The organism is Halococcus salifodinae DSM 8989, assembly GCF_000336935.1.
Lineage (GTDB): Archaea > Halobacteriota > Halobacteria > Halobacteriales > Halococcaceae > Halococcus > Halococcus salifodinae.
In genome coordinates, this window is sequence record NZ_AOME01000075.1 from 14,689 (window position 1) to 40,500 (window position 25,812).

17 protein-coding genes, 2 tRNA genes and 3 rRNA genes are annotated in these 25,812 nt (G+C 64.4%); 15 read left to right on the forward strand and 7 right to left on the reverse strand.

The genetic code is table 11. The annotated features are described in order from the left end of the window. Window positions 1-61: 61 nt before the first annotated feature. Window positions 62-700, reverse strand: coding sequence for an HAD family hydrolase (locus C450_RS15180; protein WP_005044901.1), 639 nt, complete (start codon window positions 698-700; stop codon window positions 62-64). 88 nt (window positions 701-788) lie between these two features. Here C450_RS15180 and C450_RS15185 point away from each other — a divergent pair, with 88 nt between their 5' ends. Then, window positions 789-1,526 carry an endonuclease NucS domain-containing protein gene (locus tag C450_RS15185; RefSeq protein WP_005044902.1) on the forward strand — a complete coding sequence of 246 codons (738 nt, stop codon included), beginning with the start codon at window positions 789-791 and terminating at the stop codon, window positions 1,524-1,526. 76 nt (window positions 1,527-1,602) lie between these two features. Beyond that, complete coding sequence (gene endA, locus C450_RS15190; protein WP_005044904.1) at window positions 1,603-2,676, forward strand: tRNA-intron lyase; 1,074 nt, start codon at window positions 1,603-1,605, stop codon at window positions 2,674-2,676. A 4-nt stretch (window positions 2,677-2,680) separates the two neighbouring features. Here endA and C450_RS15195 read toward each other — a convergent pair whose 3' ends face one another. Continuing rightward, a complete protein-coding gene (locus tag C450_RS15195) occupies window positions 2,681-3,388 on the reverse strand; it encodes a class I SAM-dependent methyltransferase (RefSeq protein WP_005044906.1) in 708 nt (235 codons plus the stop codon). Continuing rightward, window positions 3,385-3,885 (reverse strand): hypothetical protein, encoded by a 501-nt coding sequence (locus C450_RS15200; RefSeq protein WP_241430412.1) that lies wholly within the window; start codon window positions 3,883-3,885, stop codon window positions 3,385-3,387. The genes C450_RS15195 and C450_RS15200 overlap by 4 nt, the downstream gene beginning before the upstream one ends. 278 nt (window positions 3,886-4,163) lie before the next feature. Between C450_RS15200 and C450_RS15205 the strand changes: the two genes are divergently transcribed. After that, window positions 4,164-5,846: a tryptophan--tRNA ligase gene (locus C450_RS15205; protein ID WP_005044912.1), complete on the forward strand. Its 1,683-nt coding sequence runs from the start codon at window positions 4,164-4,166 to the stop codon at window positions 5,844-5,846. Between the two features lie 263 nt (window positions 5,847-6,109). Here C450_RS15205 and C450_RS15210 read toward each other — a convergent pair whose 3' ends face one another. Next, the gene (locus tag C450_RS15210; RefSeq protein ID WP_005044914.1) at window positions 6,110-7,168 is read right to left on the reverse strand and encodes an FAD-binding oxidoreductase; all 1,059 of its coding nucleotides are present in this window, start codon (window positions 7,166-7,168) and stop codon (window positions 6,110-6,112) included. A gap of 321 nt (window positions 7,169-7,489) precedes the next feature. On the opposite strand from C450_RS15210, the gene pheS reads away from it, so the two are divergent. Together pheS and pheT are read left to right on the forward strand one after the other, a co-directional pair. Continuing rightward, on the forward strand, window positions 7,490-8,989 hold the full coding sequence (gene pheS, locus C450_RS15215; RefSeq protein WP_005044916.1) for a phenylalanine--tRNA ligase subunit alpha: 1,500 nt from the start codon (window positions 7,490-7,492) through the stop codon (window positions 8,987-8,989). Beyond that, window positions 8,989-10,722, forward strand: a complete 1,734-nt coding sequence (pheT, locus tag C450_RS15220) for a phenylalanine--tRNA ligase subunit beta (protein ID WP_005044917.1) — start codon at window positions 8,989-8,991, stop codon at window positions 10,720-10,722. The genes pheS and pheT overlap by 1 nt, the downstream gene beginning before the upstream one ends. Window positions 10,723-10,728: 6 nt before the next feature. Here pheT and C450_RS15225 read toward each other — a convergent pair whose 3' ends face one another. Next, on the reverse strand, window positions 10,729-11,781 hold the full coding sequence (locus C450_RS15225; RefSeq protein ID WP_005044920.1) for a quinone-dependent dihydroorotate dehydrogenase: 1,053 nt from the start codon (window positions 11,779-11,781) through the stop codon (window positions 10,729-10,731). A 40-nt stretch (window positions 11,782-11,821) separates the two neighbouring features. After that, window positions 11,822-12,019: a hypothetical protein gene (locus tag C450_RS15230; RefSeq protein WP_005044921.1), complete on the reverse strand. Its 198-nt coding sequence runs from the start codon at window positions 12,017-12,019 to the stop codon at window positions 11,822-11,824. A gap of 278 nt (window positions 12,020-12,297) precedes the next feature. On the opposite strand from C450_RS15230, the gene C450_RS15235 reads away from it, so the two are divergent. The 10 genes from C450_RS15235 (at window position 12,298) to C450_RS15280 (ending at window position 24,055) form a co-directional block, all read left to right on the forward strand. Next, a complete protein-coding gene (locus tag C450_RS15235) occupies window positions 12,298-12,612 on the forward strand; it encodes a non-histone chromosomal MC1 family protein (protein WP_005044923.1) in 315 nt (104 codons plus the stop codon). Between the two features lie 728 nt (window positions 12,613-13,340). Continuing rightward, window positions 13,341-14,814, forward strand: a 16S ribosomal RNA gene (locus C450_RS15240). Between the two features lie 129 nt (window positions 14,815-14,943). After that, window positions 14,944-15,015 (forward strand) — tRNA-Ala (locus C450_RS15245). Window positions 15,016-15,222: 207 nt separating this feature from the next. Next, window positions 15,223-18,161 (forward strand): 23S ribosomal RNA (locus tag C450_RS15250). Window positions 18,162-18,283: 122 nt separating this feature from the next. Continuing rightward, window positions 18,284-18,398 (forward strand): 5S ribosomal RNA (rrf, locus tag C450_RS15255). The 16S, 23S and 5S rRNA genes sit together here with 2 tRNA genes alongside, the layout of an rRNA operon. Before the next feature lie 227 nt (window positions 18,399-18,625). Next, a tRNA-Cys gene (locus C450_RS15260) sits at window positions 18,626-18,701 on the forward strand. Between the two features lie 555 nt (window positions 18,702-19,256). Beyond that, window positions 19,257-20,618 (forward strand): 7,8-didemethyl-8-hydroxy-5-deazariboflavin synthase subunit CofH, encoded by a 1,362-nt coding sequence (gene cofH / locus C450_RS15265; RefSeq protein WP_005044926.1) that lies wholly within the window; start codon window positions 19,257-19,259, stop codon window positions 20,616-20,618. Between the two features lie 106 nt (window positions 20,619-20,724). Next, complete coding sequence (locus tag C450_RS15270) at window positions 20,725-21,405, forward strand: nucleotidyltransferase family protein (protein ID WP_005044928.1); 681 nt, start codon at window positions 20,725-20,727, stop codon at window positions 21,403-21,405. Window positions 21,406-21,629: 224 nt separating this feature from the next. Next, a complete protein-coding gene (rdfA, locus tag C450_RS15275; RefSeq protein WP_005044930.1) occupies window positions 21,630-22,274 on the forward strand; it encodes a rod-determining factor RdfA in 645 nt (214 codons plus the stop codon). After that, entirely contained in the window at window positions 22,271-24,055 is a 1,785-nt protein-coding gene (locus tag C450_RS15280) for an archaea-specific SMC-related protein (protein ID WP_005044931.1), read from the forward strand. The genes rdfA and C450_RS15280 overlap by 4 nt, the downstream gene beginning before the upstream one ends. Before the next feature lie 53 nt (window positions 24,056-24,108). Here the strand turns inward: C450_RS15280 and C450_RS15285 are convergent, their stop codons facing one another. After that, complete coding sequence (locus C450_RS15285; RefSeq protein ID WP_005044933.1) at window positions 24,109-25,704, reverse strand: acetolactate synthase large subunit; 1,596 nt, start codon at window positions 25,702-25,704, stop codon at window positions 24,109-24,111. Between the last annotated feature and the right edge of the window lie 108 nt (window positions 25,705-25,812).

The following is a 25,812-nucleotide window of genomic DNA, read 5'->3' on the forward strand; positions in this document are numbered from 1 at the left end:
GCAGCCGTCAAAAATAACCACTGTGTCGGTTCGCTGTAAAAACCGATATCTCTCCCCGGACTCACTGCGCGAGCAGCGTTGCTCTGAGCTCTTGGGGGCCGTCGACCACCGTATCCGCCGCCGCGAGGTCGAGCTCCTTCGCGTCCGCACCGCGATAGCCGATGCAGGTCATCTCGGCCGCCGTGGCCGACGCCACGCCGTGTGTCGAGTCCTCGACCGCGACGCACTTCGTGGGATCGACACCGATCTCGTCGGCTGCGTGACGGTAGACGTGGGGTTCGGGCTTGCCAGGCCCGTCGACCTCCTCTGCCGAAACGGTCGCGTCGAACTCCTGCAGATCGAACCGCTCACACACCAGATTGATCCATTCGGGCGGCGAGGAGGAGACGATCGCGAGGCGCGCCCCGCGATCCCGGAGTGTGCCACAGAGGTCGCGAAAGCCGTCCATGAGCACGGCGCGCTCGGTGTACACCTCGTGGGCGGCCTCCTCGTAGATCCCGAGGAACTCCTCGCGACCGACGGTCACGCCGTACTCGTCGTCGAGGTAGTCGTAGACCTCGCGGTAGTTCATCCCGGTGATCTCGCTGGCCTGGAGGTCGGGGACGCCCGCCGCTGGGAAGATCCGCTCCTCCTCGATGTCGGCCCAGTAGCGCTCGGAATCGACGATCACCCCGTCCATATCGAACAGTACTGCGTCCATGAGCGCGCTACTCGCAGCCCCGGCAAAGCGCTTCCCGTTCGATCCCACCGGCGAAGGTTTACGACCGAAGCCGGGGCCACCCCGGGCCATGTCCGACGGCATCCGGGTGTTCGCCGGCGACTGCACGATCACTACCGAGGGCGACCGAGCCCGCGAGCAGCGCGGCGATGTCGTGGTGGTGATCAAACCCGACGACACGGTGTTGGTCCACGACCGCGACGGCTTTCGACCTGTTGCGTGGCTCACCCGCCCCGAGACGCTCGCCTACGACGGGACGAGTACCGACGACTTTTCGCTCACTGCCATCGACGGCGATTCGCGTCTCCGGGTCGTCACCAACGATCGATACGGACTCGCGCGCTACCCAGTCTCCGCCGCCGGCGCGCCGGCCGGGAGGTGTCCTGACTGCAACGGCGCGCTCGTCCGCGCGGACGGCGCGGTGACGTGTCTCGACTGCGAGGCACAGTACGGCCTGCCGGCGGGTGCGGACGTGCTCGACGCCCCCTGCGAGGCGTGTGGCCTCCCGACGATGCGCGCCGAGCGCGGGCGCGCGTTCACGCTCTGTATCGACCGCGAGTGCGAGTCACTTGACGACGCAGTGAAAGCCACGTTCGACCGTGCGTGGGACTGTTCCGACTGTGGCGGCGATCTCCGGGTGATCCGCGAGGGCCACCTCCTCGCAGGCTGCGACAACTACCCCGACTGTGAGACCGCCTTTTCCTTCCCGACCGGCGTGGTCGACGGCGAGTGTGACTGTGGACTGCCCGAATTCGCGACACCCAGCGGGAACCGGTGTCTCGACGCGACCTGCGAGCACGCCGCCTGAGTTCGGTCTGGCCCTACTGACGCGCCCGGACCGGCGGACCACAGCCCCTATGTCGACCAACGATCCGATACAGGGTATGGAGGGACGGCTCGACGGCGATGTCGTTCGTGTCGGTGGCGACGCTCGCCAGCGGTACTACGATTCTAGTGGATACGGTCGGCCCACAGGCGAGGGAGTCGCGCTCGCACCGGTCGAGGCCGCCCACCTGCTCTTTCGCGGCGATCTCGACGCGGTCGACGGGATGGGATTTCGGAAATTCCTCAGCGTCGAAGACCGCCTCGTCGTCCGATTCCTGGTCTACAAGGACTTCCGCGAGCGCGGGTTCTACCTCTCTCCTGTGCGTGAAGGCTGGATCGACGCCGACGACCTCGCGCACGACGACTCCACCGCCGCCGACCACGACCGCAGTACGGACGGCCCGCGCGCCGATCTCGTCGTCTATCCGCAGGGCAAGGGGCCGTGGGACGACGAGATTGCCTACCGGGTCCGGATCGTCGGCGAGCGCGAATCGATCCGGACGTCGAGTCTCGGGCGGTGCGTCCTCGCGGTCGTCGACGAGGAGAGCGAGATCACCTACCTCGACACCACCCGTCCCGCCATCGACGGATCGACGACGGACGACCTGCCGACGAACGTTGCGGGCGATCTCCTCGCCGATCGCGCGATCCTCTGGAACCCACCCGACGAACTGTACGAGGCGGCCTTTTACGGTCAGCGCCTCGCCGGCCGCGGGGCCGAGGGCGGTCCGCTCCAGCTCTCCCTGGTCGAGACCGCCTTCCTCCTCGGCGAGGGCACGATCGACCTCGGGGTCGACCTCGCCGCGGTCGTCGAACGCGGCCGGCGGGTCGAGGGCGAGCGTTTCGACCGCCGGCTCGCGGTGTACACGGCGCTCCGCGAGGCAGGCCTCGTCCCGAAGACTGGCTTCAAGTTCGGGGCTGATTTCCGGACCTACGCCGACGTCGAGAGCGTCGATTCCCTCGGCCACTCCGAGCGACTCGTCCGGGCGCTGCCCGCGGACCACGCGTTCGCGCCGCGTGAGCTCTCGCTCGACGTTCGGCTCGCCGGCGGGGTTCACAAACGCATGACGTTCGCACTGACGACCCCAACCGGCGAGATCGACTGGCTCGCCGTCGAGCGGCTCACGCCCTGATGGGTCAGAGTTTCGGAACGTACACTAGCGGAGCGTGGTGCCACGCCCACCGCACGTCGGGTCGGTCGGCGACTGTGAACGCGCTTCGTGGCCACGTCCCGAGCGTCTCGTAGATCCGTTCGCGGGAGAGCACGCTGTCGCCGTCGAGCAGCGCGCCGAATCGCTCGGTGTACTGGTCGGGATCGAACACGAACGGGTGGTCGGCGTTGTCGTGCGGGTCGTCGGCGGCGACGAGACAGAACTCGCGGGCGGCGCGGTTCATGTAGTTGCACACGAGCGCGCCGCCCGGTGCGACCGCCGCATAGAGGTTCTCCAGTGCTTGCTCCACATCCCGCACGTACTGGAGCGTGAAGTACGCAAACACGACACCGAACTCACGGTCGGGAGTGAATTCCGGGAGCGTCGTCTGTTCGAACCGGACGTTCTCGACCCCCTCTCGTGCGGCGCGGTCGCGGTTCCGTTCGACGACCGGCGCGGCCGTGTCGTAGCCGACCACCGGCTCCGCGAGGCGATCGGCCACCGCGAACGTCGTGACACCGGCTCCACAGCCCACGTCGGCGACGCCTGGCGGCGCGTCGAACCGCTCGACGAATTCGGGCAGTACCTCGGCCGCGTGGTGGGCGCTCGGGCTCGCCTCCTCACGTTTCTCCTCGTCGGCGTCGGTCCAGTATGCGTCCCAGTCGAAACTCGCTTCGGCGGCTTCGCCGCTCATTCGTCCGCCCCGACGAACCGTTCGACATCGGCGCGACGGCCGGTCCCGTCCGCTTCGAGCCACTCCGGTACTGCCTCGACCCACTGGAACTCACAATCCGCTTCGTCGAACCCGTCTGTCACCGTATCGTCGGCGATGGAGCCTTCGAGGACGGCGTGATGGGTTCGTGACTGTCTCTCGCCGCCGACGACGTGTTCCACCTCGCAGACCGCTCGCACGTCGTCGAGCGTCGTGTCAGCGCCCGTCATCTCCTCGATCAGCCATCGACCGACTGTCGCCCAGTCGCCCTCCGGCTCGACCGTCTCGTTCGGCAGGACCGCGAACTCGTCTTCGGGGTTGACGACGAGGAGCAACCGTCCATCAGTGTCCGTGACCCCGACGACGACCCGCCCCGCGGCGTCGGTTTCACAGTGCTCTACGTCGTCGCGTTCGTACGTCCGCCGCTCGGACGCCACCCCACTTCGTTCGGCCACCGCTGCCGGGTTCGTTACCGTCAACCTGTCGCCTCGCTCTCCGTCCACCGTGTCGGATGTGTGTCCTGTCATGGTGTAGCAGTTGCTACTCGCCGCTCGATGCGACACCGCTAAACCGACGCCACCGTGGCTCTCCGGTGGCTTCTCGGCGTACTGACTGCTCCGATAAAAAACTGTCGAAAGCCGAGATTTTACTCTTCACTTACTACTTCAAACGCCGTGGGTTTAGTTCTTTCCCCGCGGTGTGGGCGGTTGCGGGGAACGAACCCTTTTTGCGCGAACCTGCCCGACCCCGAGACGAAATGGCCGACGATCACCGCGACGGGGACGACGCCTCGTCCGAGCGCTCGGTTCCCGACGAGGGCGAGCGCTCCCGAAGCGACGACCGTGAGCCTCGTCGGAGTGTGTCGGACACATCGACACTCTGTTCGGATGGTGGGACCGCCACCGGAGCCGACGAGACGACGCTCGACCCGTGGGGTTCCTCGACGGTTGCCGATTATCGAAACCTGTTCGAGGAGTTCGGAATCGAGGAGTTCGACGACGTGCTCCCGAACGTGCCGGACCCACACTATCTGATGCGTCGCGGGGTCATCTTCGGCCACCGCGATTACGACCGCGTGCTGGCGGCGCTCGAAGCGAACGAACCCGCCGCCGCGCTCTCGGGGTTCATGCCGACCGGCGACCCCCACATCGGCCACAAGCTCGTCTTCGACGAACTGGTCTGGCATCAAGAGCGCGGCGCGGATTCGTATGGCCTGATCGCCGATCTCGAAGCCCACAGTGCGCGCGGGCTCGACTGGGACGAGATCGACGACCACGCCCGCGATTACCTCCTCTCGCTCATCGCACTCGGGTTCGATCCCGAGGAGGGAGAGCTCTACCGCCAATCCGACAACCGTCCGCTTCAGGATCTCGCCTTCGAGCTCGGCGTCGAGACGAACCTCTCCGAACTCGAAAGCATCTACGGGTTCGGCGGCGAGACCGACGTCTCGCACATGCAGTCGGTCGTGACCCAGATGGCGGACATCCTCTACCCCCAACTCGACGAGCCCAAACCCACCGTGATCCCTGTCGGGCCGGACCAGGACCCCCACGTCCGCCTCGCGCGCGACCTCGCGGCGCGGATGCGCTTCTTTGGGGTGACGGCGGCGTACGCGAGCTTCGAGGCCGATCCCGAGGAACGCCATCTCATCGCCGCGGCCCACGAGGAACTCTCGTCGAACGTCGAAACTGGGGCTCCCGAGGATGTCGATCCGGTGCGGTGCGTTGAGGCTGCCGACTGGCTCGCGGACCGGGCCGAGGCCAGCACTGACGACGCCGGTCCAGATGACGGCACCCGAACGGACGCCATCGAGAAACTCCGGGCCGCCGGCAAGGAGCCGCTCAGGCCCCGAACCCGATTCCTCGATCGCAACGCGACCGACGAGGCGTTTTCGGCGCTCATCGAGGCGATCGATGGCGAGAAACGCGTCTACGACGAGCATATCGACAGTTTCGATCTCGGGCTCGACGCGGCCGACGACCTCGCCCGCGACATCGAACTCGACCACGGCGGCTACGGCTTCCGCGCGCCGTCGTCGATCTACCATCGGTTCATGACTGGCCTTACGGGCGGCAAGATGTCCTCGTCGATCCCGGCGAGTCACATCAGCCTGCTCGACGACCCCGAGACGGGGTACGACAAGGTGAAATCCGCGACCACCGGCGGGCGCGAGACGGCGGAACTCCAGCGCGAGCTCGGCGGCGAGGCCGACGAGTGTCCTGTGTACGAGCTCTATGCCTATCTCCTCGCGGCGGACGACGACGAGCTCGCCACAGAGGTCTACGAGGAGTGCGTCGGTGGCGAACGGCTGTGTGGCGGGTGCAAGGAACAGGCCGCCGAACTAATGCGTGACTTTCTCGCCGATCATCAGGAGAAACGAGCGGAGGCCGAAGAGATCCTCGACGATCTCGATATCGACCTCGATACCGAGCGGGCGTAACGGCCGTCAGAAAACGGGATCGACGCTCTTCACCGTCGATCGAATCGATTTCCGTGTGACCTCGTTACGGAGTCCGGTGATTACGGTCGATTCGTCGAGATCGAGTCACGACACAAACGAGAACCGCAGACCACACCCTCCCCAGCCGACTCCCTCACTCGCTCCGCTCGTTCGGTCATCCCTCGCACGGGAGAGCGCTTCCACACCACAGCGCTCTCCGCGCGCCACCGTCCATCAGCGGAGGCGCTTTTCTTGATGCCGTCTCATCCGTAGCTCTCCTCCTCGTAGTAGAGGTCCGGAACGCCGAGTGGTTCGATCACTTCCCTGACGCTGTTGCACATCGCGCCGATGCCACAGACGTACACCTCGGCGTTTTCGGGGTCGATCCGTGCGTCGATGTCTTCGGCAGGCTCGCTGCCGACGAACTCCGTGGTGTCGGGCGGCAGTGTGTCGGTGTCGACGCAGTCGGGATCGAGATACTTCAGGAGGGTGTGCTGGACGTATTCGGTCTCGCCGTCCCAGTTGCCCATGTACGACTCCCGGCTGCACGTCATGACTGGGTGAAAGTTGTCGTGCTCGGCGGCGAGATCGAGAAACGCCTCGCGGTAGGGCAGGTCGTCGACCCACGACGCGCCGAGGAACAGCCAGACGTCACGTTCCTCGCCCTCGTACTCGTCGAGCCCTTCCTCGAAGACGTAGTCGATCATGCTTTTGAATGGTGCTGCGCCGGTGCCGGTGGCGACGAACACGAGATCGCGCTCTGTGGGGTCCTGCAGCAGGAACTCGTCGCCGTAGGGGCCTCGAAGAAACAGCTCGTCGCCCTCGACGGTGCGATCGCAGAGATCGGGCGTGAGCTCGCCGTCAGGCACCCGTCGAATACAGAGTTCGATCTCGTCCCGATTCGGCGAGCTCGCGATCGAATAGACTCGCGGGGCCTCCTCCTCGTAGCTGATTCTCGCATACTGGCCCGGTACGAACTCGAACGGCTCCTCGGGCCGGAAGCGGAGCCGGAGCAACGACGGGGACGACCGCTCGGCCCGCTCGCGGAGCGCCTCGACCTTCGACGCCATCGTTTCGGCGAGATGGTCCTTGCCCGTGTCTGCGAACCGCTCGATGGCGTCGTCCCACGCCTCGGCGTCGGTCACGTCGCCTGGCGGCTCGCCGCCGAGGCTCTCGACCAGCATCTCGCGGTCGGCGTCGAGCGCCGCCTCGATCTCGCCGTTTCGCTCGCGGTCCATCGGCGTCGTGGACGTCACGACCGCGGCCTGGTTCTCGATCTCCGCCTCGGCCGCCTGCGCCTCGGAGATGCGTTTCGGGGACATTCGTCACTCGTCGCGTCGTGCCCGTCCCTGTTAGCTCTTCTGCGGGCACAGCTGGGCACGGTCGGGGCCGATCGAGATCAGTCGCGACCGACCCCACCTCCCGACCCGGAAGGTTTTTGCCGGCGAGCGCGCCACTCGGTGACATGGCAGCCGAACCTCGTGTCGGACGCTCCGGAGACCGACCACCGATCGCGACTGTGGCGTTCGGCGTTCGCTTTTTCTTCGCGAACTAACGGGCGGTGGAACCCGTGGCGGTGCGGGTGAAACCGCTCGATCGGCATCGGAACCGTTAGTTGAACGACCCTCGGTATACCCCATAACATGAAACTCCCCGAAGCCCAGCTCGCGGTGCTCGAAGCCGCGAGCGCGAACGACGCACAGCCGATCGACCGCCTCGCCGAGGAAACGGACCTCGACCCTCCGACCGTCGCTGGCGCGGCGTTCGCCCTCGAAGAGGAGGGCCTCGTGGGCGTCACCGAACGCGTCGAGACCTCGGTGACGCTCACCGACGAAGGGCACGAGTATCTCGACACCGGCCTCCCCGAAATCGCCCTGTTCGAGGCCGCGCGGGAGGCCGACGGCGAGACCGATCTCGGCAGCGTGATCGAGGCGGCAGACCTCGCCGGCCCGCAGGTCGACATCGCACTCTCGAACTACGCCCGGAAGGGCTACGGAACGATTGAGAGCGGGACGGTCACCGCCGACGCGGACGCCGATCCCGACGCCGATCCCGAACGACGCGCGCTCGCCGCGCTCGCCGGTGGCGAGTCGATCGCGGACGAGTCGGTGCTCGATCGGCTCGCGAGTCGAAACCTGGTCGAGCGTCACGAGACCACCCATCGGGAAGTCCGTCTCACCGACGACGGGATCACCGCGCTGATGGAAGGCGTCGAGACCGCCGATACGGTGGGCCAGGTCACGCCAGAACTCCTCACCACCGGCGAGTGGGAGGACGTCGAGTTCGCCGAGTACAACGTCGAGGCTGACGCCGAGGAGGCCCACGGCGGCCGGACCCACGTCCTCCGACGGACCGCCGAGCGCGTCAAGGACGTGCTCGTCGGGATGGGATTCGAGGAGATGGACGGCCCGCATGTCGACGCCGACTTCTGGATCAACGACTGCCTGTTCATGCCCCAGGACCATCCCGCCAGAACGCACTGGGGGCGCTTCGAGATGGACCAACCGACCGAAATCGACGACCTGCCCGAGGACCTCGTCGAGCGCGTCCGTGCAGCCCACCGCGACGGCGTCGGTCCTGACAGTGACGGGTATCACTCGCCGTGGGAGGCCGAGTTCGCACGCGAACTCGCGCTCCGTGGTCACACTACGTCGTTGTCATCACGATATCTCTCGGGGTTCGAAGTCGGCGAGCTGGAGCCGCCACAGCGCTTCTTCAGCGTGGAGAAGGTGTACCGCAACGACACTCTCGACGCGACACACCTGCTCGAGTTCTTCCAGATCGAGGGCCTGGTGATGGCGGAAAACCTCTCGGTGCGTGACCTGATGGGCACGTTCACCGAGTTCTACGAGCAGTTCGGGATCACCGATCTGGAGTTCAAGCCGACGTACAACCCCTACACCGAGCCGAGCTTCGAACTGTTCGGTGAGCACCCCGTGACGGGCGAGATCGTCGAAATCGGCAATTCGGGTCTGTTCCGGCCCGAGATGCTCGAACCGCTCGGGGTCGACTGCGACGTGATGGCGTGGGGGCTCGCGCTCGAACGCCTCCTGATGCTCACCCACGGGTTCGAGGATATTCGGGACGTGCACGGCACGCTGGTGGACCTCGACTTCCTCCGGAACGCGGAGGTGGTGTACTGATGGCCGTCGTCGACGTCGATCCCGACGAGCTCCGGCGGTTTACCGGCCACGACGAGAAAAGCGACGAGGAGCTCCGTGAGGACCTGTTCGAGCTCGGCCTCGAATACGAGGGCGAGACCGAGGAGGGACTCATGCAGCTGGAGTTCGAGGCCGATCGGCTCGATCGACTCTCCGTGGAGGGGATCGCGCGCTCGCTGCGCTACCAGTACGGCGACGACAGGGGAGTGTACGTCCCTCGGACCAACGACGCCGACTGGACGATCGAGGTCGATCCCTCGACGCCCGACGAGCGGCCGTACGTCACCGGTGCGGTCGTTCGGGGCCTCGATCTCGACCAGGCGGGCCTCGACTCGCTGATCCAGCTTCAAGAGAAGCTCCACGCCACGATGGGCCGCGGGCGCGCGAAAGGGGCCATCGGCATCCACGACCTCACCATGCTGAAGGGCCAATCCCTCGCCGAGGGCGCGGACAACTCGATCACGTATCGCGGGATCGACCCCGAAGAGGACAGCTTCGTCCCGCTCGACAGTCACGCCGAACTCACGCCCGCCGACGTCCTCACCGACCATCCGACCGGCGAGACCTACGCCGACCTGATCGCCGAGTACGAGCGCTACCCCGCGATCTACGACGATCTCGGGCTGTTCTCGTTCCCGCCAGTCATCAACGGCCGCCGGACCGAGGTGAACTCCGAGAGCCGGGAGCTGTTCGTCGAACTCACGGGGACCGACCAGTGGACCATCGACCGGATGTGCGCGATCATCTGCTACGCGCTCGACGCCCGCGGCGCGACGGTCGAGCGCGTGAACGTCGAGTACCCCGACCGGACGCTCGATCGGCCCGACTTCGCCCTCACCGAGAAAACCGTCTCCCACGAGCGGATCGAACGCTCCCTCGGCCTCTCGCTCGACGAGAGCGAGGTCGTGGACCTCATCGAACGCTCGGGACTCGACGCCGAGGCTTCGGACGGCGGAGACGAGGGCGGGGAAGGCGACGAGAGCCGGGTCTACGACGTGTCGATCCCGCCGTACCGCGTCGACGTGCTCCACCCGGTCGACGTGATCGACGACATCGGTCGCGCGTACGGGTTCAACAATTTGGAGCCGCAGTACCCCGACGTGAGCACCGTCGGCGGTCGTCACGAGCGTTCGCGGCGCGAGCGTGCCATCCGGGACACCCTCGTGGGGCTCGGGTTCGAGGATCTGCTCGATTTCCACCTCATCGGTGAGGCCGAGAACTTCGATCGGATGGAGCTCTCCCCGGGTGACGATGCGTTCGGCGCGGCCGAACCCACCACTATCGCGGAGCCGTACAGCCAGGAGTACGGGATGGTCCGGACGTGGACGCTCCCCTCGCTCGTGATGGTCCTGGAGAACAACACCCACCGACGCTATCCTCAGGACCTCGCTGAGGTCGGTCTCGCCGCCCACGTCGACAGCGCGGAGAACACGAACGTCGCGGAGGAACGCCACGTCGCTGGCGTGCTCGCACGGACCGACGCCTCCTACGAGGACGCGAAGGGGAGGGTGAACGCGCTCGCGCGCGCGTTCGACGCCGAACTCGCGACGCCCGCGACCGACCATCCGTCGTTCATCGACGGTCGCGCCGCGAGCATCGTTCTCGACGGCGAGCATGCTGGTGTCGTCGGCGAACTCCATCCTAAAATTCTGGTTGAGCACGGCCTCGAACTGCCCGTGGCGGCGTTCGAGTTCCGGGCCGACGCGCTCCGGTAACCCTCGTTATTCGAGGTCGACGCCGACCGCTTCCTCGACGCTCTCGAACCCATCGCGCTCCAGCAGTTCGAGCAGTCCACGATTGATGTCGCGCGCGATCGACGGCCCCTGATAGACGAGGCCGGTGTAGAGCTGTACCAGCGACGCGCCCGCGCGGAGCTTCCGGTAGGCTCCGACCGCGCTCGACACGCCGCCGACCCCGATCACCGGCACATCGGTCCGCTCGGCGACGAACGCGACGGCTCGCGTCGCGCGTGCTTCGAGTGGCTTCCCCGAGAGGCCGCCTTTCTCGACGCGATTCGGACTCTGGAGCGACGCTGGCCGCTCGGTCGTGGTGTTCGTCGCGATCACGCCGTCGAGACCCATCTCGTCGACCACCGCGAGCGCTTCCTCGACGGCGTCGTCGGTGAGATCGGGCGAGAGTTTCACCAACAGCGGGTCCGCGCCCGCGTCTTGGAGCGTCCCGAAGATGTGTTCGAGATGATCACGGTGCTGGAGATCGCGGAGGCCCGGCGTGTTCGGGCTCGAAACGTTCACCACGAAGTACTCGCCCGCAGCACAGCGTTCGTAGGAGTACCGGTAGTCATCGGCGGCCGCTTCGAGCGGCGTCGATTTCGACTTCCCGATGTTGACGCCGAGGGGAACGTTCGCGCGTGCGCGCGTGAGGCGATCGCCGATGTGGTCGGCACCGTGGTTGTTGAACCCCATCCGGTTGACGAGCGCGCCGTCCTCGGCCAGCCGGAAGAGCCGCGGGCGTGGGTTGCCGTCCTGTGGCTCGGCGGTGACACCGCCGACCTCGACGTGACCGAAGCCGAGCCGGCCGAGCGCGCGCGGGACCTCGGCGTTCTTGTCGAAACCGGCGGCGACGCCGACCGGGTTCGGGAAGTCGAGACCGAACTCGGTGGTGGCGAGCCGATCGTCGTCGACGCCGTAGCGCGCGGCGAGCGCCCGTTCGATCGGGGTGTGTTGGGCGGCTTCGAGCAGCCTGTGCACAGCGCTGTGGGCGGATTCGGCTGGCAGGCGGAACAACAGCGGCTTCAGTGCGTCGTAGAAATGCATCGTGCTCTCTGAACCGGCCGAGCAGTCGTCGGCCCGTTCCTCAGAAGTCGTGTTCGACCTCGTCTTGGTCGGCTTTCTGGATGATGATCTTGTCCTCGCGCACCCGGACGAACACTTCGTCGCCGATCGCCATCCCTGCCACCGCCAGTTCGTCCTCGTGGAGATTGACGTGGACGTTGTGGTACTCGCCGTTCTCGTCCTTCGCCCCGCTGGGACTGAGCTTCTTTTTCCGTACCATCCCGGTGTCTTATCCCGCTGTTCGATACAGGATACACTTAACCTTACGGTCCGACGACCACCGGTCACCCGTACAGAGGGGTGTCGGGATCGTGACGGTATAAGCTGCCGGGCAGATCCATGACGAACGCCGTGGACGCTTTCGTTGTTATCCGACCGCTTGTCCGAATCACGGAACGATTCGCTCGGACGACAGCCACTCCAACCGAAATCGACCCCCGTCGCAGGGATATATTTATAGTGTGCCATGTGCTGGTTCAGCACGGAGTGGCAAAAACCATGGCACGAGATACGGACGACAAGCGAAACTTCGCGCTCCGTGGGGACGGCGACGACGAAACCAGCGTTTTCTCGGGGCGGACACCACGCCAGGCGGCACTCAAGGCTGCCCGGCGGCTCGACGCCGCCGATGGGGAGGAAAACGCGAGCCGCGAAGAGCTCCGGCTCCGAGAGAAGGGGACCCACAAAGTCCATATCTACGAGGGCTGGGCGTGGAACGAGGACGCACCGGCGGACAAACCCGACTGGATGCCGAACACCATCACCGAGGCCAACGTCTCGAAGCAGGGGATCGAACACCTCGAAGCACTCTGAGGACGTCGACCGACGAAATCCGTACTGGTTTCAGCCCGCAGTTCGAGGTGCGAGTGCGCGGCCAGACACCCGACTCGACCGGACGCGCACGCGTGGGATGAGGAGTCGGCCTCCAGCCGCGCGACACCGTTCTTCGATCTTCCAGACGACACGCGAGCCTCCAGCTCGCTTCGACTACCGACTATCGGACGATTTCACCCAACTCCCGGTAGTTGCGTTTCGGTACCGGAAACATAATCCGGCAATTTGCCGATGAACTCTCACCGAGAACTGGTCGCAGGAACCGAGTCACCAGAGCACAAAGCGGCCTTGAGTCGACGGGTTTATCCGTTCGTCGCGATTCGAATGGAATGCGAACGGCCGGTCGGAGTCGACCGCCGGCACGAAAAACGATCCGATGCCCTTAAGTGGTACAGGGCACTCGGATGGAATGCAGAAAGCGAACGACATGGGAGGCCGTTCAACTCGGTCTCCGCTGCGGGCTTTCGGGGCGAGTTGGATTCGCTCCGGACGCCGTTCGAAGGGTTTATACCCCCGAACGGTGTACGATGAAGTCCGAAGGAAATGAGGATTCCGCCCCTGCGGTCCGCCGTCAAGACGGGATCTGATGTCAGCCCTGATAGTTCGGTGACACCCGGTTCGGTCCGCGGTGTCGCCGAGTGCGAACCCGATAGGTGAACACATACCTTGTGTTCCCGCCTAAACCCCCCGAGCCTTGTGCTCGGGACATTCCGGTTGATCCTGCCGGAGGCTATTGCTATCGGGATCCGATTCAGTCATGCTAGTCGCACGGGCTCAGACCCGTGGCGAATAGCTCCGTAACACGTGGTCAAACTACCCTCTGGACTGGGATACCCTCGGGAAACTGAGGCTAATCCCGGATACAGCTTTCATGTTGGAATACGGAAAGCCGGAAACGGTCCGCCGCCGGAGGACGTGACTGCGGCCGATTAGGTAGACGGTGGGGTAACGGCCCACCGTGCCGATAATCGGTACGGGTTGTGAGAGCAAGAACCCGGAGACGGACTCTGAGACAAGAGTCCGGGCCCTACGGGGCGCAGCAGACGCGAAACCTTTACACTGCACGACAGTGCGATAAGGGGATCCCGAGTGCGAGGGCATACAGTCCTCGCTTTTCGTGACCGTAAGGTGGTCTCAGAATAAGGGCTGGGCAAGACCGGTGCCAGCCGCCGCGGTAATACCGGCAGCCCGAGTGATAGCCACTCTTATTGGGCCTAAAGCGTCCGTAGCTGGCCGAACGGGTCCGTCGGGAAATCCACCCGCTCAACGGGTGGGCGTCCGGCGGAAACCAGTCGGCTTGGGACCGGAGGACCTGCGGGGTACGTCTGGGGTAGGAGTGAAATCCTGTAATCCCAGACGGACCACCGGTGGCGAAAGCGCCGCAGGAGGACGGATCCGACAGTGAGGGACGAAAGCTTGGGTCTCGAACCGGATTAGATACCCGGGTAGTCCAAGCCGTAAACGATGCTCGCTAGGTGTGGCGCAGGCTACGAGCCTGCGCTGTGCCGTAGGGAAGCCGAGAAGCGAGCCGCCTGGGAAGTACGTCCGCAAGGATGAAACTTAAAGGAATTGGCGGGGGAGCACTACAACCGGAGGAGCCTGCGGTTTAATTGGACTCAACGCCGGACATCTCACCGGCACCGACAATGTGCAGTGACGGTCAGTGTGATGAGCTTACCTGAGCCATTGAGAGGAGGTGCATGGCCGCCGTCAGCTCGTACCGTGAGGCGTCCTGTTAAGTCAGGCAACGAGCGAGACCCGCATCCCTAATTGCCAGCAACACCCATGTGGTGGTTGGGTACATTAGGGAGACTGCCGCTGCCAAAGCGGAGGAAGGAACGGGCAACGGTAGGTCAGTATGCCCCGAATGTGCCGGGCTACACGCGGGCTACAATGGCCGAGACAGTGGGACGCTACCCCGAGAGGGGACGCTAATCTCCTAACCTCGGTCGTAGTTCGGATTGCGGGTTGAAACCCACCCGCATGAAGCTGGATTCGGTAGTAATCGCATTTCAGAAGAGTGCGGTGAATACGTCCCTGCTCCTTGCACACACCGCCCGTCAAAGCACCCGAGTGAGGTCCGGATGAGGTCGACGCAACGTCGATCGAATCTGGGCTTCGCAAGGGGGCTTAAGTCGTAACAAGGTAGCCGTAGGGGAATCTGCGGCTGGATCACCTCCTACAGAACGGGATCGGGCCGACGGCCCGACCCACTCGCGGTTCGTACTCGGCGACTCGTGGTGCCGACCGGGCACCGACGAACTATCAGGGTTGACGTCTGTCCGCGACCAGCCTTCCTTCGTGGAAGGCGGGCCCATAGCTCAGTGGGAGAGTGCCTCCTTTGCAAGGAGGATGCCCTGGGTTCGAATCCCAGTGGGTCCATGCGTCGACTCGATCCGAACCGAGTCCCTTAAGTGGGTCTCGGTGGTATGATCGAGTCCGACCGAACCGATGCACCACCCCGTGTGAGCGCGGGTGGGAAGGGTCAATACACGCACCACTCCACACCTGGGCGTGTAGATGAGACCGTGTGTACGTGCGATCCAGGCGTCCACTGGACCCGTTCAGCGGGTTCATGGATTCTGTAGACGACCGTGGCTACTATGCCAACTGGTGGATAGCTCGGCTCGAGTGCCGACGAAGGACGTGCCAAGCTGCGATAAGCCTGAGGGAGCCGCACGGAGGCGAAGAACTCAGGATTTCCGAATGAGAATCTCCATCGCAATTGCTTCGCGCAATGGGGAACGTCCGGAACTGAAACATCTCAGTACGGACAGGAAGAGAAACCGAACGGGATGTCGTCAGTAACCGCGAGTGAACGCGACACAGTCCAAACCGAAGCTTACGGGGTCACACCCACGAGCAATGTGGTGTTCGGACTGACTCTCATCGCCGGATCGTCCATGTGAAGTCTTCTGGAACGAAGCGTGAGACAGGGTGACAACCCCGTAACATGGACCAGTACGGTGTGCGTCAGCTCCAGAGTATCGGGGGTTGGATCTCCCTCGTGAATGTGGCCGGCATCGACGGCCAAGACTAAACACAACTCGAGACCGATAGTGAACAAGTAGCGTGAGCGAACGCTGAAAAGCACCCCAAGAAGGGAGGTGCAACAGGGCTTGAACTCAGTTGGCGATCGAACGACGGGGCACGAAAGGCGTGTCGACGAACGACCCGGGGGCGACCCCGCAGTAGGACTCGACACGAGCCGGTGTTCCGTCGTGCGTTTTGAAAAACGAGTCAGGGAGTGTGTCTGCCCGGCGAGTCTAACCCGAGTATCGGGGGAGGCATAGGGAAACCGACATGGCCGCAACGTTGCATTAGCAACGTCAGGGCCGCCGTGTTCAAGCGCGGGGAGCCAGGCGGACACGACCCGAATCCGGACGATCTACGCGCCGGCAAGGTGAAGCGTGCCGAAAGGCACGTGGAGGCCTGTTAGGGATGGTGTCCTACAATACCCTCCCGTGACCGTCGTGTAGGGGTGAAAGGCCCATCGAGTCCGGCAACAGCTGGTTCCGACCGAAACATGTCGAAGCATGACCTCTGTCGAGGTAGTTCGTGGGGTAGAGCGACCGATTGGAGGGTCTGACTCCGAGAGGAGTCAGCCCTCCTGTCGAACTCCGAACCTACGAACGCCGCAGACGCAGGGAGTCCGGTGTGCGGGGTAAGCCTGTGCACCGTGAGGGAGACAACCCAGAGCTTGGTTGAGGTCCCCAAGTGTGGACTAAGTGCGATCGAAGGTGGTTCCGAGCCATAGACAGCCGGGAGGTGAGCTTAGAAGCAGCTACCCGCTAAGAATAGCGTAACAGCTTACCGGCCGAGGTTTGGAGCGCCGAAAATGATCGGGGCTCAAGTCCACCACCGAGACCTAGCGGCGTACCACTATGGTACGATCCAGTAGGTCGGCACTCCGTTCGGGTGGAAGTACGGGCGAGAGTTCGTATGGACCGAGCGGTGACGACAATCCTGGCCACAGTAGCAGCGGTAGTCGGGTGAGAATCTCGACGACCAAACGGACAAGGGTTCCTCAGCAATGTTCGTCAACTGAGGGTTAGCCGGTCCTTAGTCCCCCCGCAATTCGACGGGGACGAACCGGGAAACTGGTTAACATTCCAGTGCCTGCGTGCAACAATGCCGACGCTTTGGGGTCGATCGAGCCGGGCACTCGCCCGGTCGAACTGTCAAAACTCGTGGAAGCCGTAATGGCACGAAGCGGGCGAACGGCAGAACAGGGAAACTCGATCCAACCTAGAGCCCGTGAAAAGGCGCACGCTGACCGTACCCAGATCCGACACAGGTGTCCGTGGCGGCGAAAGCCAAGGTCTGTCGGGAACAACCGACGTTAGGGAATTCGGCAAGTTAGTCCCGTACGTTCGCAATAAGGGATGCCTGCTCCGGAATGGAGCAGGTCGCAGCGACTCGGACGCTCCAACTGTCTAATAACAACACAGGTGACCGCAAATCCGCAAGGACTCGTACGGTCACTGAATCCTGCCCAGTGCGGGTATCTGAACACTCAGTACAATGAGGCGAAGGACCCGTCAACGGCGGGGGTAACTATGACCCTCTTAAGGTAGCGTAGTACCTTGCCGCTTCAGTAGCGGCTCGCATGAATGGATGAATGAGAGCGTCACTGTCCCAACGTCGGGCCCGGTGAACTGTACGTTCCAGTGCGGAGTCTGGAGACCCCCAAGGGGAAGCGAAGACCCTATAGAGCTTTACTGCAAGCTGTCGCTGGGACACGGTCGCTAGTGTGCAGGATAGGTAGGAGCCGTTACACAGGTACCCGCGCTAGCGGGCCACCGAGGCACCACTGAAATACTACCCACTAGTGACTGTGACCCTTACTCCTGGCGGAGGACACCGGTAGCTGGGCAGTTTGACTGGGGCGGTACGGGCTTGAAAGAATATCGAGCCCGCCCAAAGATCACCTCATCCGGGTCGGAGACCCGGAATAGAGCGTAAGAGCAAACGGTGGTCTGACAGTGTTCTCTCCAACACGAGAACGCTGACGCGAAAGCGTGGTCTAGCGAACGGATGAGCCTGCTTGATGCGGGCCATTTACGACAGAAAAGCTACCTTAGGGATAACAGAGTCGTCACTCGCAAGAGCACATATCGACCGAGTGGCTTGCTACCTCGATGTCGGTTCCCTCCATCCTGCCCGTGCAGCAGCGGGCAAGGGTGAGGTTGTTCGCCTATTAAAGGAGGTCGTGAGCTGGGTTTAGACCGTCGTGAGACAGGTCGGCTGCTATCTATTGGGGGTGTGATGGTACCTGACGGGAACGGTCGTATAGTACGAGAGGAACTACGACTGGTTGCCACTGGTGTACCGGTTGTCCGAGAGGGCACGTGCCGGGCAGCCACGCAACACGGGGTAAGAGCTGAACGCATCTAAGCTCGAAACCCACCTGGAAAAGAGGTACCGCCGAGGTCACTCGTAGAAGACGAGTTCGATAGACTCGGGGTGTACGCGCCGAGGCAACGAGGCGTTTAGCCCGCGAGCACTAACAGACCGAGCCACACAGTCATAACGCATTGAATCCGTCCTGCTGGACGGGTCCAGGCGCTATCTGGATCGCACGTATCATAGCCATACGCTGGCCTCACCGATCGCCGGCTGCACGCGGTTCGATTCCGCGGATCGGCATTGAGGCGGCCATAGCGGCGGGGCAAACTCCCGTACCCATCCCGAACACGGCAGATAAGCCCGCCAGCGTTCCAGCGAGTACTGGAGTGCGCGAGCCTCTGGGAAAACTGCCTCGCAAGAGGGGCCAAGTACGAGCCCAGGAACGCAATCGGTAGTACACGCTGGGTCCGTCCCGGTGGAACCCGAGACCGTTCCGTTACAACGGCTCGCAACTAGTGGTTCGCCGCCTTTCCATTCATACCTGAGGCACCGTTTCGGTGCCTCGATTCATCACTCTCATAGAGTGGCAACGCTCGGTAGCAATCGCTACCGTTATCCCTTCGAGTTCAGTAGTAGCAACTGCGCCAAGGTGGCAGAGTCCGGCCTAACGCAGCGGCCTGCAGAGCCGCCCATCGCCGGTTCAAATCCGGCCCTTGGCTTCTCATCCCGTCCGTTCGTGACGTCGAGCAACGGATGGGTCCGCTCTCGACTGCGCCAGCTTTGTAGCAGCTACCACCTTCCTCGTCGTCGTTCTACTTCGGTATCGGCAAACACGAAACTTCTACGTCGGCCCTTTCGGCTCATAACTCGTCTCCCAGATCGAGCGATAGCTACACCAGTCGTCGATGATCGATCGGCTCCTCTTCTTGTCCTTTGTGGTAGGTTTTCTCTGCTTTGATGGAATATGTGCTCAGAATTCAGGGACAGTTGGCTTCTCCGCTCTGATCTCACTCTCTTTGAAACCGTGTGTGGTGCTGTTGGGTATCCTTGTCCGCTGTTGATGTCGTATATCTGCGCGTATTTTTCTGATGCGAGCCACGATTTCTGTACGTTCTGGGATGGCATGGTCTCCACCTGCTCTCGACCAGAGGCGGTGGTCCGTAACGATGTATATCCATCTCTGCTCGCGCTCGGTCTCCACTCGTTCACCCGGTTTCGGGTCGTACAATCAGATACGAGCGTAGCTTTATCACGCGCGCCGTACTGGCTGGCGTATGCTCGAACCCGCAGACGGTGCAGCGTCGGGAGATCCCGACACGATCGAGTTCGATCACATGCCTGAGACCGACCAGGCGTTCGAGAACGCCCTCGCGAAGGCACGTGACGGCGAGCGCCTCTCCGTCGAGGACGGTGTGGCGCTCATCACGACGGGCTCCAATGTCGCGGGCATCGACCACGGCCGGAAGGAGCGAGTGCTGGAGGCTGCCGATCGCCGTCGTGCCGAGGTCGTCGGCGAGGAGGTCACGTTCGTGGCGAACCTGAACAACAACGTCACCACCGCGTGTAACACCGGTTGTCTGTTCTGTAACTTCAAGGACACCGCCGCGAACTTCGAATCCGACTCGGCGGTCGATCACGCCGGCTTCACGAAGACTCTCGACGAGTCGCGCGAGACCGTCCGTGACGCGGTCGAACGGGGCGTCTCCGAGGTGACGTCTGTCTCGGGGCTCCATCCGGGGCTCGCGCTCGACGACGAGCATCACGAGATCCTCGGGTCGTTCGACAGCCCGGCGAGCGACGTGAACTACAAACCACCCGAGCAGTACGAAACCCCGCCCGGAACCTACGTCGAGCAGATGCGGGCGATGTCGGTCGGAGACGTCCACCTCCACTCGATGACGCCCGAAGAGGCGTACCACGCGATTCGCGGCACGGATCGGCGCTACGAGGAAGTGTATCGTCGTCTCGCAGACGCCGGCCTCGACTCCGCACCCGGAACGGCCGCCGAGATCCTCGTCGACGAGGTGCGCGACGTCATCTGCCCCGGCAAGATCGACTCCGGAGAGTGGGTCGCAGCGATGGAGGGAGCGATCGCGGCGGGATTGCCCGTCACGGCGACCATGATGTACGGTCACGTCGAGAACGAGCGCCACCGCGTCATGCATCTCGATCGGATTCGTCGGCTCCAGGACCGCACCGGCGCGATCACCGAGTTCGTTCCCCTCTCGTTCATCCACCAGCAGACGCCGCTGTACGAGCGCGGGATCGTCTCGGGCGGCGCGAGCGACGCCGAGGACGAACTCCTGATCGCCGTTTCTCGACTGTTTCTCGACAACGTCGATCATATCCAATCGAGCTGGGTGAAGTTCGGCGACGAGAAGGGACTGAAACTCCTGAACTGCGGTGCGGACGACTTCATGGGAACGATCCTCTCCGAGGAGATCACGAAGCGCGCCGGCGGGAGCTACGGCGAGTTCCGATCGCTCGCCGATTACGTCGACATGATCTCTGCCATCGGCCGGACTCCGGTCGAGCGCTCGATGGACTACGAGGACCGCCGCCGGATCGATCTCGACGCCGATCCGATCGGCCCGGTTCTGGGACCACGTGCCGACGGAACGCCGCTGCTTTCCTGACCACCGTTCGCTCCCTCGCATCCACGACGTCGGGGCGCTTCGCCGTGCTCGCTGCGCCACCACGATTCATGTGCGTCCGGAGCCATTCCTTCCGTGGTGCATTCGGATGAGCGACGACACGAACCAACCGGACGATTCCCCGAACGGCACACACAGCTCGCCCACCGACCTGCCGATCGTGACGACGGACGACCTCGCGGGTGCGTCGATACCCTCCGAACGGGTCGGCTGTATCGTGCTCGCCGCGGGCACGAGCAGCCGGTTTGGAGACGAGAACAAGCTCCTCGTCGAGATCGAGGGCGAGGCTCTGGTACGGCGCGCGGCGACGACGGCACTCGCGAGCCCTGTCGACGAGGTCGTGGTCGTGGTGGGACACGAAGCGCTCGCGGTCCGCGAGGCACTCTCGGGGCTCGACGTCGGCTTCGTGACGAACGCCGACTACGGGCGAGGGCAAAGCACGTCGGTCCACGCAGGCGTGGCGACCGCGCGCGAGCGGGATTGGGATGCGGTGATCTTCGCGCTCGGTGACATGCCCCACGTCGATCCCGACTCGATCGAGCGACTGTTGAAAGCGTACGCGGCCGACCACGGGACGATCCTCGCGGCGGCGTACGACCGAAAGCGCGGCAACCCCGCCCTGTTCGACGCGGCTCACTTCACCGCGCTCGCGGCGATCGAGGGCGACACCGGCGGTCGGGAGTTGCTCGTTGGCGACGACACGGCTCTCGTCGAAACCGACGATCCGGGAGTCGTGCGCGACGTCGACCGTCGGAAAGACGTCCACTGACTCGACTGACTGCCGGATCCTTCGCTGTACACACAGCGTGGGTCGTCCCTTCCCGATTCGTCCGGTGTCGCCGTGATCGCTCCGATCGTTCCGATTCCTCTGTGCTGAACTATACGATCTAGGGGTGTGAAATCGGCCGGTCGCCGATGTCGCTTCACTCCACGACCAGCGCCATGTGAACGATTCGGTAGCCATATATGTATATCTCGCATAACGAGGGGCGAATGAGTGCAGAATCACGCTGCAAAGTCGAGCGCAACGCCGAGCGCTACGACCTCACCGCCCCGTCGACTCACGACTCCGTCGACGACTATCTGCTCTCTCGCTGGTTGGGGCACGACGATCGAGCCGCGGAGGGGTATCGATCGCTGACGGAGTGGTTCAACAAGCGACTGCTCCGGGCCAGCTACGACGCCAACGGTCGGGAGACGCTCGCGACCCAGCTCGACGCCGACCACGCGATCCTGACCGGCGACGACGACCTCGAACGCGCAGAGCTCATCGACGTCCTCGCCGCGGCAGGCATCGACGGCGAGACGCTCCGCGACGACATGATCTCGTGGGGAACGATGCGCAACCACCTCAACGACTGTCTCGGGAGGGAGAAGGGGACTCCCGAAGCCCGGACCGACTGGGAGCGCGAGAGCGTGCGGATCGCCCGCGACCGGACGGCCGACCGGGTCCGCGAGGCGCTCGGCGCGCTCGCGTCGAAGGACGACCTCGTTGGCGGCGAGGCCGCCACGGTCGAGGTCCAAGTCCAGCTAACCTGCGGGGAGTGCCCGCGCCGGGTGCCGCTCGACACGGCGCTCGATCGGGGGTACGTCTGCGCCGAGCACCACGATCGCGTGCCGAGCGAGGGCACACCATGACCTGGCACCTCGACATCGAGAACATCGCGGGGATCCGTCACGGGGCGGCGACGCTCGAACCCGGCCTCGACGCGATCCGCGGCACGAACTGGGAGGGCAAATCGAGCTTCATCCAGGCGCTCGAAACCGCAATCGGGGTGGCGTCGCCGCTGACTGAGGGAGCGGACCGCGGCCACGTGGAACTCGACGCCGATGACGCGTCGATCACGGTCGAACTCGTCCGCGACGGACGGACCGTCCGACGGGAAGGATCTCCCTACCTCATCGACGAGTACGACCGCAAGCGGGCGCGGCTGTTCGCCTGCCTCGACGAGCGCAACCCGGTCCGCCAGGCGGTCGACGCCGGCGAGAACCTCGAAGAAGTTCTGCTGCAACCGCTCGACATCCAGAACATCGACGAGGAGATCGGGAGTCTGAAACACGAACGCGAGCAGGTCGAGGGCGAGCTCGCGCAGGCGAACGAAGCCGCGGACCGAACCCCAACCGTTCGCGACGAGATCGAACGGCTCGAAACCGAGATCGAGAATGCGAAGGGACGGATGAGCGAACTCTCGACCGAGGACGACGGCTCGGACGAGCGCGACCGACTGAGCGAGCTCCGGGCCGAACGCGACCAGGTCGACTCGCGGATCGATCGCTTCGAGAACACCGTCGAACGCACCGAAGCGACGCTCGCGGACAAACGGGAGGCGCTCGAAGCGCTCACGGTTCCGGAGGAGTCGTCGGTCGAGGCGGACCTCGCCGACGCCCGTGAGGAACTCCAGAGCGTGAAAAACGACGTCGATCTCCTCCAATCGCTCTACTCGGCCAACCAGCGCGTGCTCGAAGAGGACCGCCTCGGCCTCGTCACCGACGTCGACCACCAGCTCACCGACGACGCGGTCGCGTGCTGGGTTTGTGACAGCGAGTCGTCGCGCAGCGGGATGGAGGCCCGAGTCGACGCGCTCGGCGAGCGCGTCACCGACCTCCGCTCGGCAGTCGAGACCCACCGGGACACCGTCGATCGACTCGAAGCGCGTGCCGAGGAGTTCACCCAGACCGAGCGACGCGAGCGCGACCTGGAGGAGGCGATCGCGGACCACGAATCGACCGTCGCCGACCGCCGCGAGCGCCTCGCGGAGCTGCGGACCAGGCGCGACGAGCTCGACGACGGAATCGAGGAGCTCTCGGCCGAAGTTTCGGCGACCACCGACGAGCTCACCGACCTCGAAAGCGAGGTCAAGTACCGCGAGATGGAGCTCGAGGAGTACCGCGACGAGCTGGCAACGCTCGAAACCCGCGTCGAGCGCGCCGATGACCTCGAAGCCGAACGCGAGCGCCTTTCGACCGAGATCGCGGACCTCCGCAACCGGAAGGCTGCGGTGAAACGCCGCACACGAGAAGCGTTCGACGACGCGATCGGCGAGATCGTCCCTCGGTTCGAGACCGGGTTCGAGACCGCCCACCTCACGCCGAACTTCGACCTCGTGGTCGCGCGGAACGGCCGGGAAGCACAGTTGAGCGCGCTGAGCGAGGGCGAGCGCGAACTCCTCGGGCTCGTCGCCGCGCTCGCGGGCCACGCCGCCTTCGAGGTCGGCGACACCGTTCCCTGCCTGCTCGTCGACGGCCTGAGCAGCCTCGCGGACGAGAACCTCCACACTCTCGTCGAGTACCTCCGCGATCGAGCGACGTACATCGTTTTCACCGTCCACCCGGAGTACACGGCGTTCGAGGGCAACGAGATCGCACTCGACGACTGGACGGTCGTCTCCGACGAGCGGTCGGTCACGGCACCGCAGTAGCGATCCGCAGTGATCGTGCAGTTCGGTGTCCCGTTTCGTTCGTCGACGAACCCTTATTCCACCGGCACCTCGACGAGCGCGATGTCGTCGTCGGGGACGACGCGATCGAGCACGTCGTCGAGTTCGTCCCAGCTCTCGGGGCGGTAGCCCTCGATCCCGAAGCTCTCGGCGAAGGTGACGAAATCGGGGTTAGTGAGCTGCGTCCCGGTGCTTTCGCCGCGATGCTCGGCCTGTTTCTCCGAGATCAGGCCGTAGTCGTTGTCATTGAACAGGAGGATGGTAAACGAGCAGCCGAGGCGGGTCGCGGTCTCGATCTCGGCGGCGTTCATCAGGAAGCCGCCGTCGCCGGTGGCGGCAACCACGTTGCCGTCGATCGCGAGGTCGGCGGCGACCGCGCCGGGGACCGCGATCCCCATGGTCGCCAACCCGTTGGAGATGATGCAGGTGTTCGGTTCGTAGGTCGGGTAGTCCTGGGCGATCGCCATCTTGTGGCTGCCCGTATCAGAAATGAGGACGTCATCGTCGGCCATCGCGTCCCGGAGCAGCGGGAGCGAGCGCCGCACTGAGAAGGCGTCGTCACCGTCGGGCCGGCCGAACTTCGCTGTGACGACGTCCTCGCGGATGGAGGCGTACCAGTCGGGATCGGTGCCGATGTCGTCGCCGTACTCTTGGATCGCGCGCAGCCCCGCGGAGACGTCGCAGACGATCTCGACGTTCGGGTTGTAGTGGGCGTACACCTCGGCGGGCTCGAAGTCGAGGTGGACGATCCGCTTGTCGGCTGCGGGGTTCCAGTCTTCCGGGTCGTGTTCGGCGATGTCGTAGCCCACCGTGAGCACCGCGTCAGCCTTCCTGATGGCGTCGGCGATCCGGGTGCCGCCGCCCGCTTCGGCTTCGTACTGGAGCGCGAACAGCGAGTGGTCGTCGGCGTCCGAAACCGCACCTTTCCCCATGTAGGTGGCGACCACCGGAACGTCGGTCGCGTCGACGAACGACCGGAGGCGCTCCGATGCGCGAGTGCGGATCGCCCCGTTGCCCGCGAGCACGATCGGCCGGTCGGCGTCGGCCAGCAACGAGACCGCGCGCTCGACCGCCGTCTCGTCGGGGCTCGGCCGCCGGATCCGACTTCGCGTCGGGAGTGGGGAGGCCTCGGTCTCCGTGCCGGCCACGTCTTCGGGGAACTCGAGATGGGTCGCACCGGGTTTTTCGTGTTCGGCGAGTTTGAACGCCTTTCGCACCGATTCGTGGACGATTTCGGGGTCGGAGATCTGGGTGTTCCACTTCGTTATCGGTTCGAACATATCAACGATGTCGAGCTTCTGATGGCTCTCCTTGTGGAGGCGTTCGAGCCCACCCTGGCCGGTGATCGACACCACGGGACTCTTGTCGAGCTGGGCGTCGGCGACGCCGGTCACGAGGTTGGTCGCGCCCGGCCCGAGCGTCCCGAGACAGACGCCCGCATCGCCGGTGAGTCGGCCGTGGACGTCGGCCATGAACGCCGCGCCCTGCTCGTGGCGAACGGGGACGAACTCGATCGACGAGTCCCGGAGTGAGAAGAGGAGCTCCTCAAGCTCCTCTCCGGGGAGACCGAAGACGTGATCGGTCCCTTCGACTTCGAGGCATTCGACGAGGAGATCGGCTGCGGTTTGCATGCGCCAGGCTACACCCAGCGGGTACATTAGCCCGTCGCCATCGTGGCAAAGAGTGTCACTGACGCTTTCGCCGTTCGGTAGTCGACGTCGCGCCCGGTCCGTGCCGGC

Coding starts and splice junctions, on each gene's coding strand:
- C450_RS15180 (WP_005044901.1), bottom strand. CDS start 700: ATGGACGCAGTACTGTTCGATATGGACGGGGTGATCGTCGATTCCGAG.
- C450_RS15185 (WP_005044902.1), top strand. CDS start 789: ATGTCCGACGGCATCCGGGTGTTCGCCGGCGACTGCACGATCACTACC.
- endA (WP_005044904.1), top strand. CDS start 1,603: ATGGAGGGACGGCTCGACGGCGATGTCGTTCGTGTCGGTGGCGACGCT.
- C450_RS15195 (WP_005044906.1), bottom strand. CDS start 3,388: ATGAGCGGCGAAGCCGCCGAAGCGAGTTTCGACTGGGACGCATACTGG.
- C450_RS15205 (WP_005044912.1), top strand. CDS start 4,164: ATGGCCGACGATCACCGCGACGGGGACGACGCCTCGTCCGAGCGCTCG.
- C450_RS15210 (WP_005044914.1), bottom strand. CDS start 7,168: ATGTCCCCGAAACGCATCTCCGAGGCGCAGGCGGCCGAGGCGGAGATC.
- pheS (WP_005044916.1), top strand. CDS start 7,490: ATGAAACTCCCCGAAGCCCAGCTCGCGGTGCTCGAAGCCGCGAGCGCG.
- pheT (WP_005044917.1), top strand. CDS start 8,989: ATGGCCGTCGTCGACGTCGATCCCGACGAGCTCCGGCGGTTTACCGGC.
- C450_RS15225 (WP_005044920.1), bottom strand. CDS start 11,781: ATGCATTTCTACGACGCACTGAAGCCGCTGTTGTTCCGCCTGCCAGCC.
- C450_RS15230 (WP_005044921.1), bottom strand. CDS start 12,019: ATGGTACGGAAAAAGAAGCTCAGTCCCAGCGGGGCGAAGGACGAGAAC.
- C450_RS15235 (WP_005044923.1), top strand. CDS start 12,298: ATGGCACGAGATACGGACGACAAGCGAAACTTCGCGCTCCGTGGGGAC.
- cofH (WP_005044926.1), top strand. CDS start 19,257: ATGCTCGAACCCGCAGACGGTGCAGCGTCGGGAGATCCCGACACGATC.
- C450_RS15270 (WP_005044928.1), top strand. CDS start 20,725: ATGAGCGACGACACGAACCAACCGGACGATTCCCCGAACGGCACACAC.
- rdfA (WP_005044930.1), top strand. CDS start 21,630: ATGAGTGCAGAATCACGCTGCAAAGTCGAGCGCAACGCCGAGCGCTAC.
- C450_RS15280 (WP_005044931.1), top strand. CDS start 22,271: ATGACCTGGCACCTCGACATCGAGAACATCGCGGGGATCCGTCACGGG.
- C450_RS15285 (WP_005044933.1), bottom strand. CDS start 25,704: ATGCAAACCGCAGCCGATCTCCTCGTCGAATGCCTCGAAGTCGAAGGG.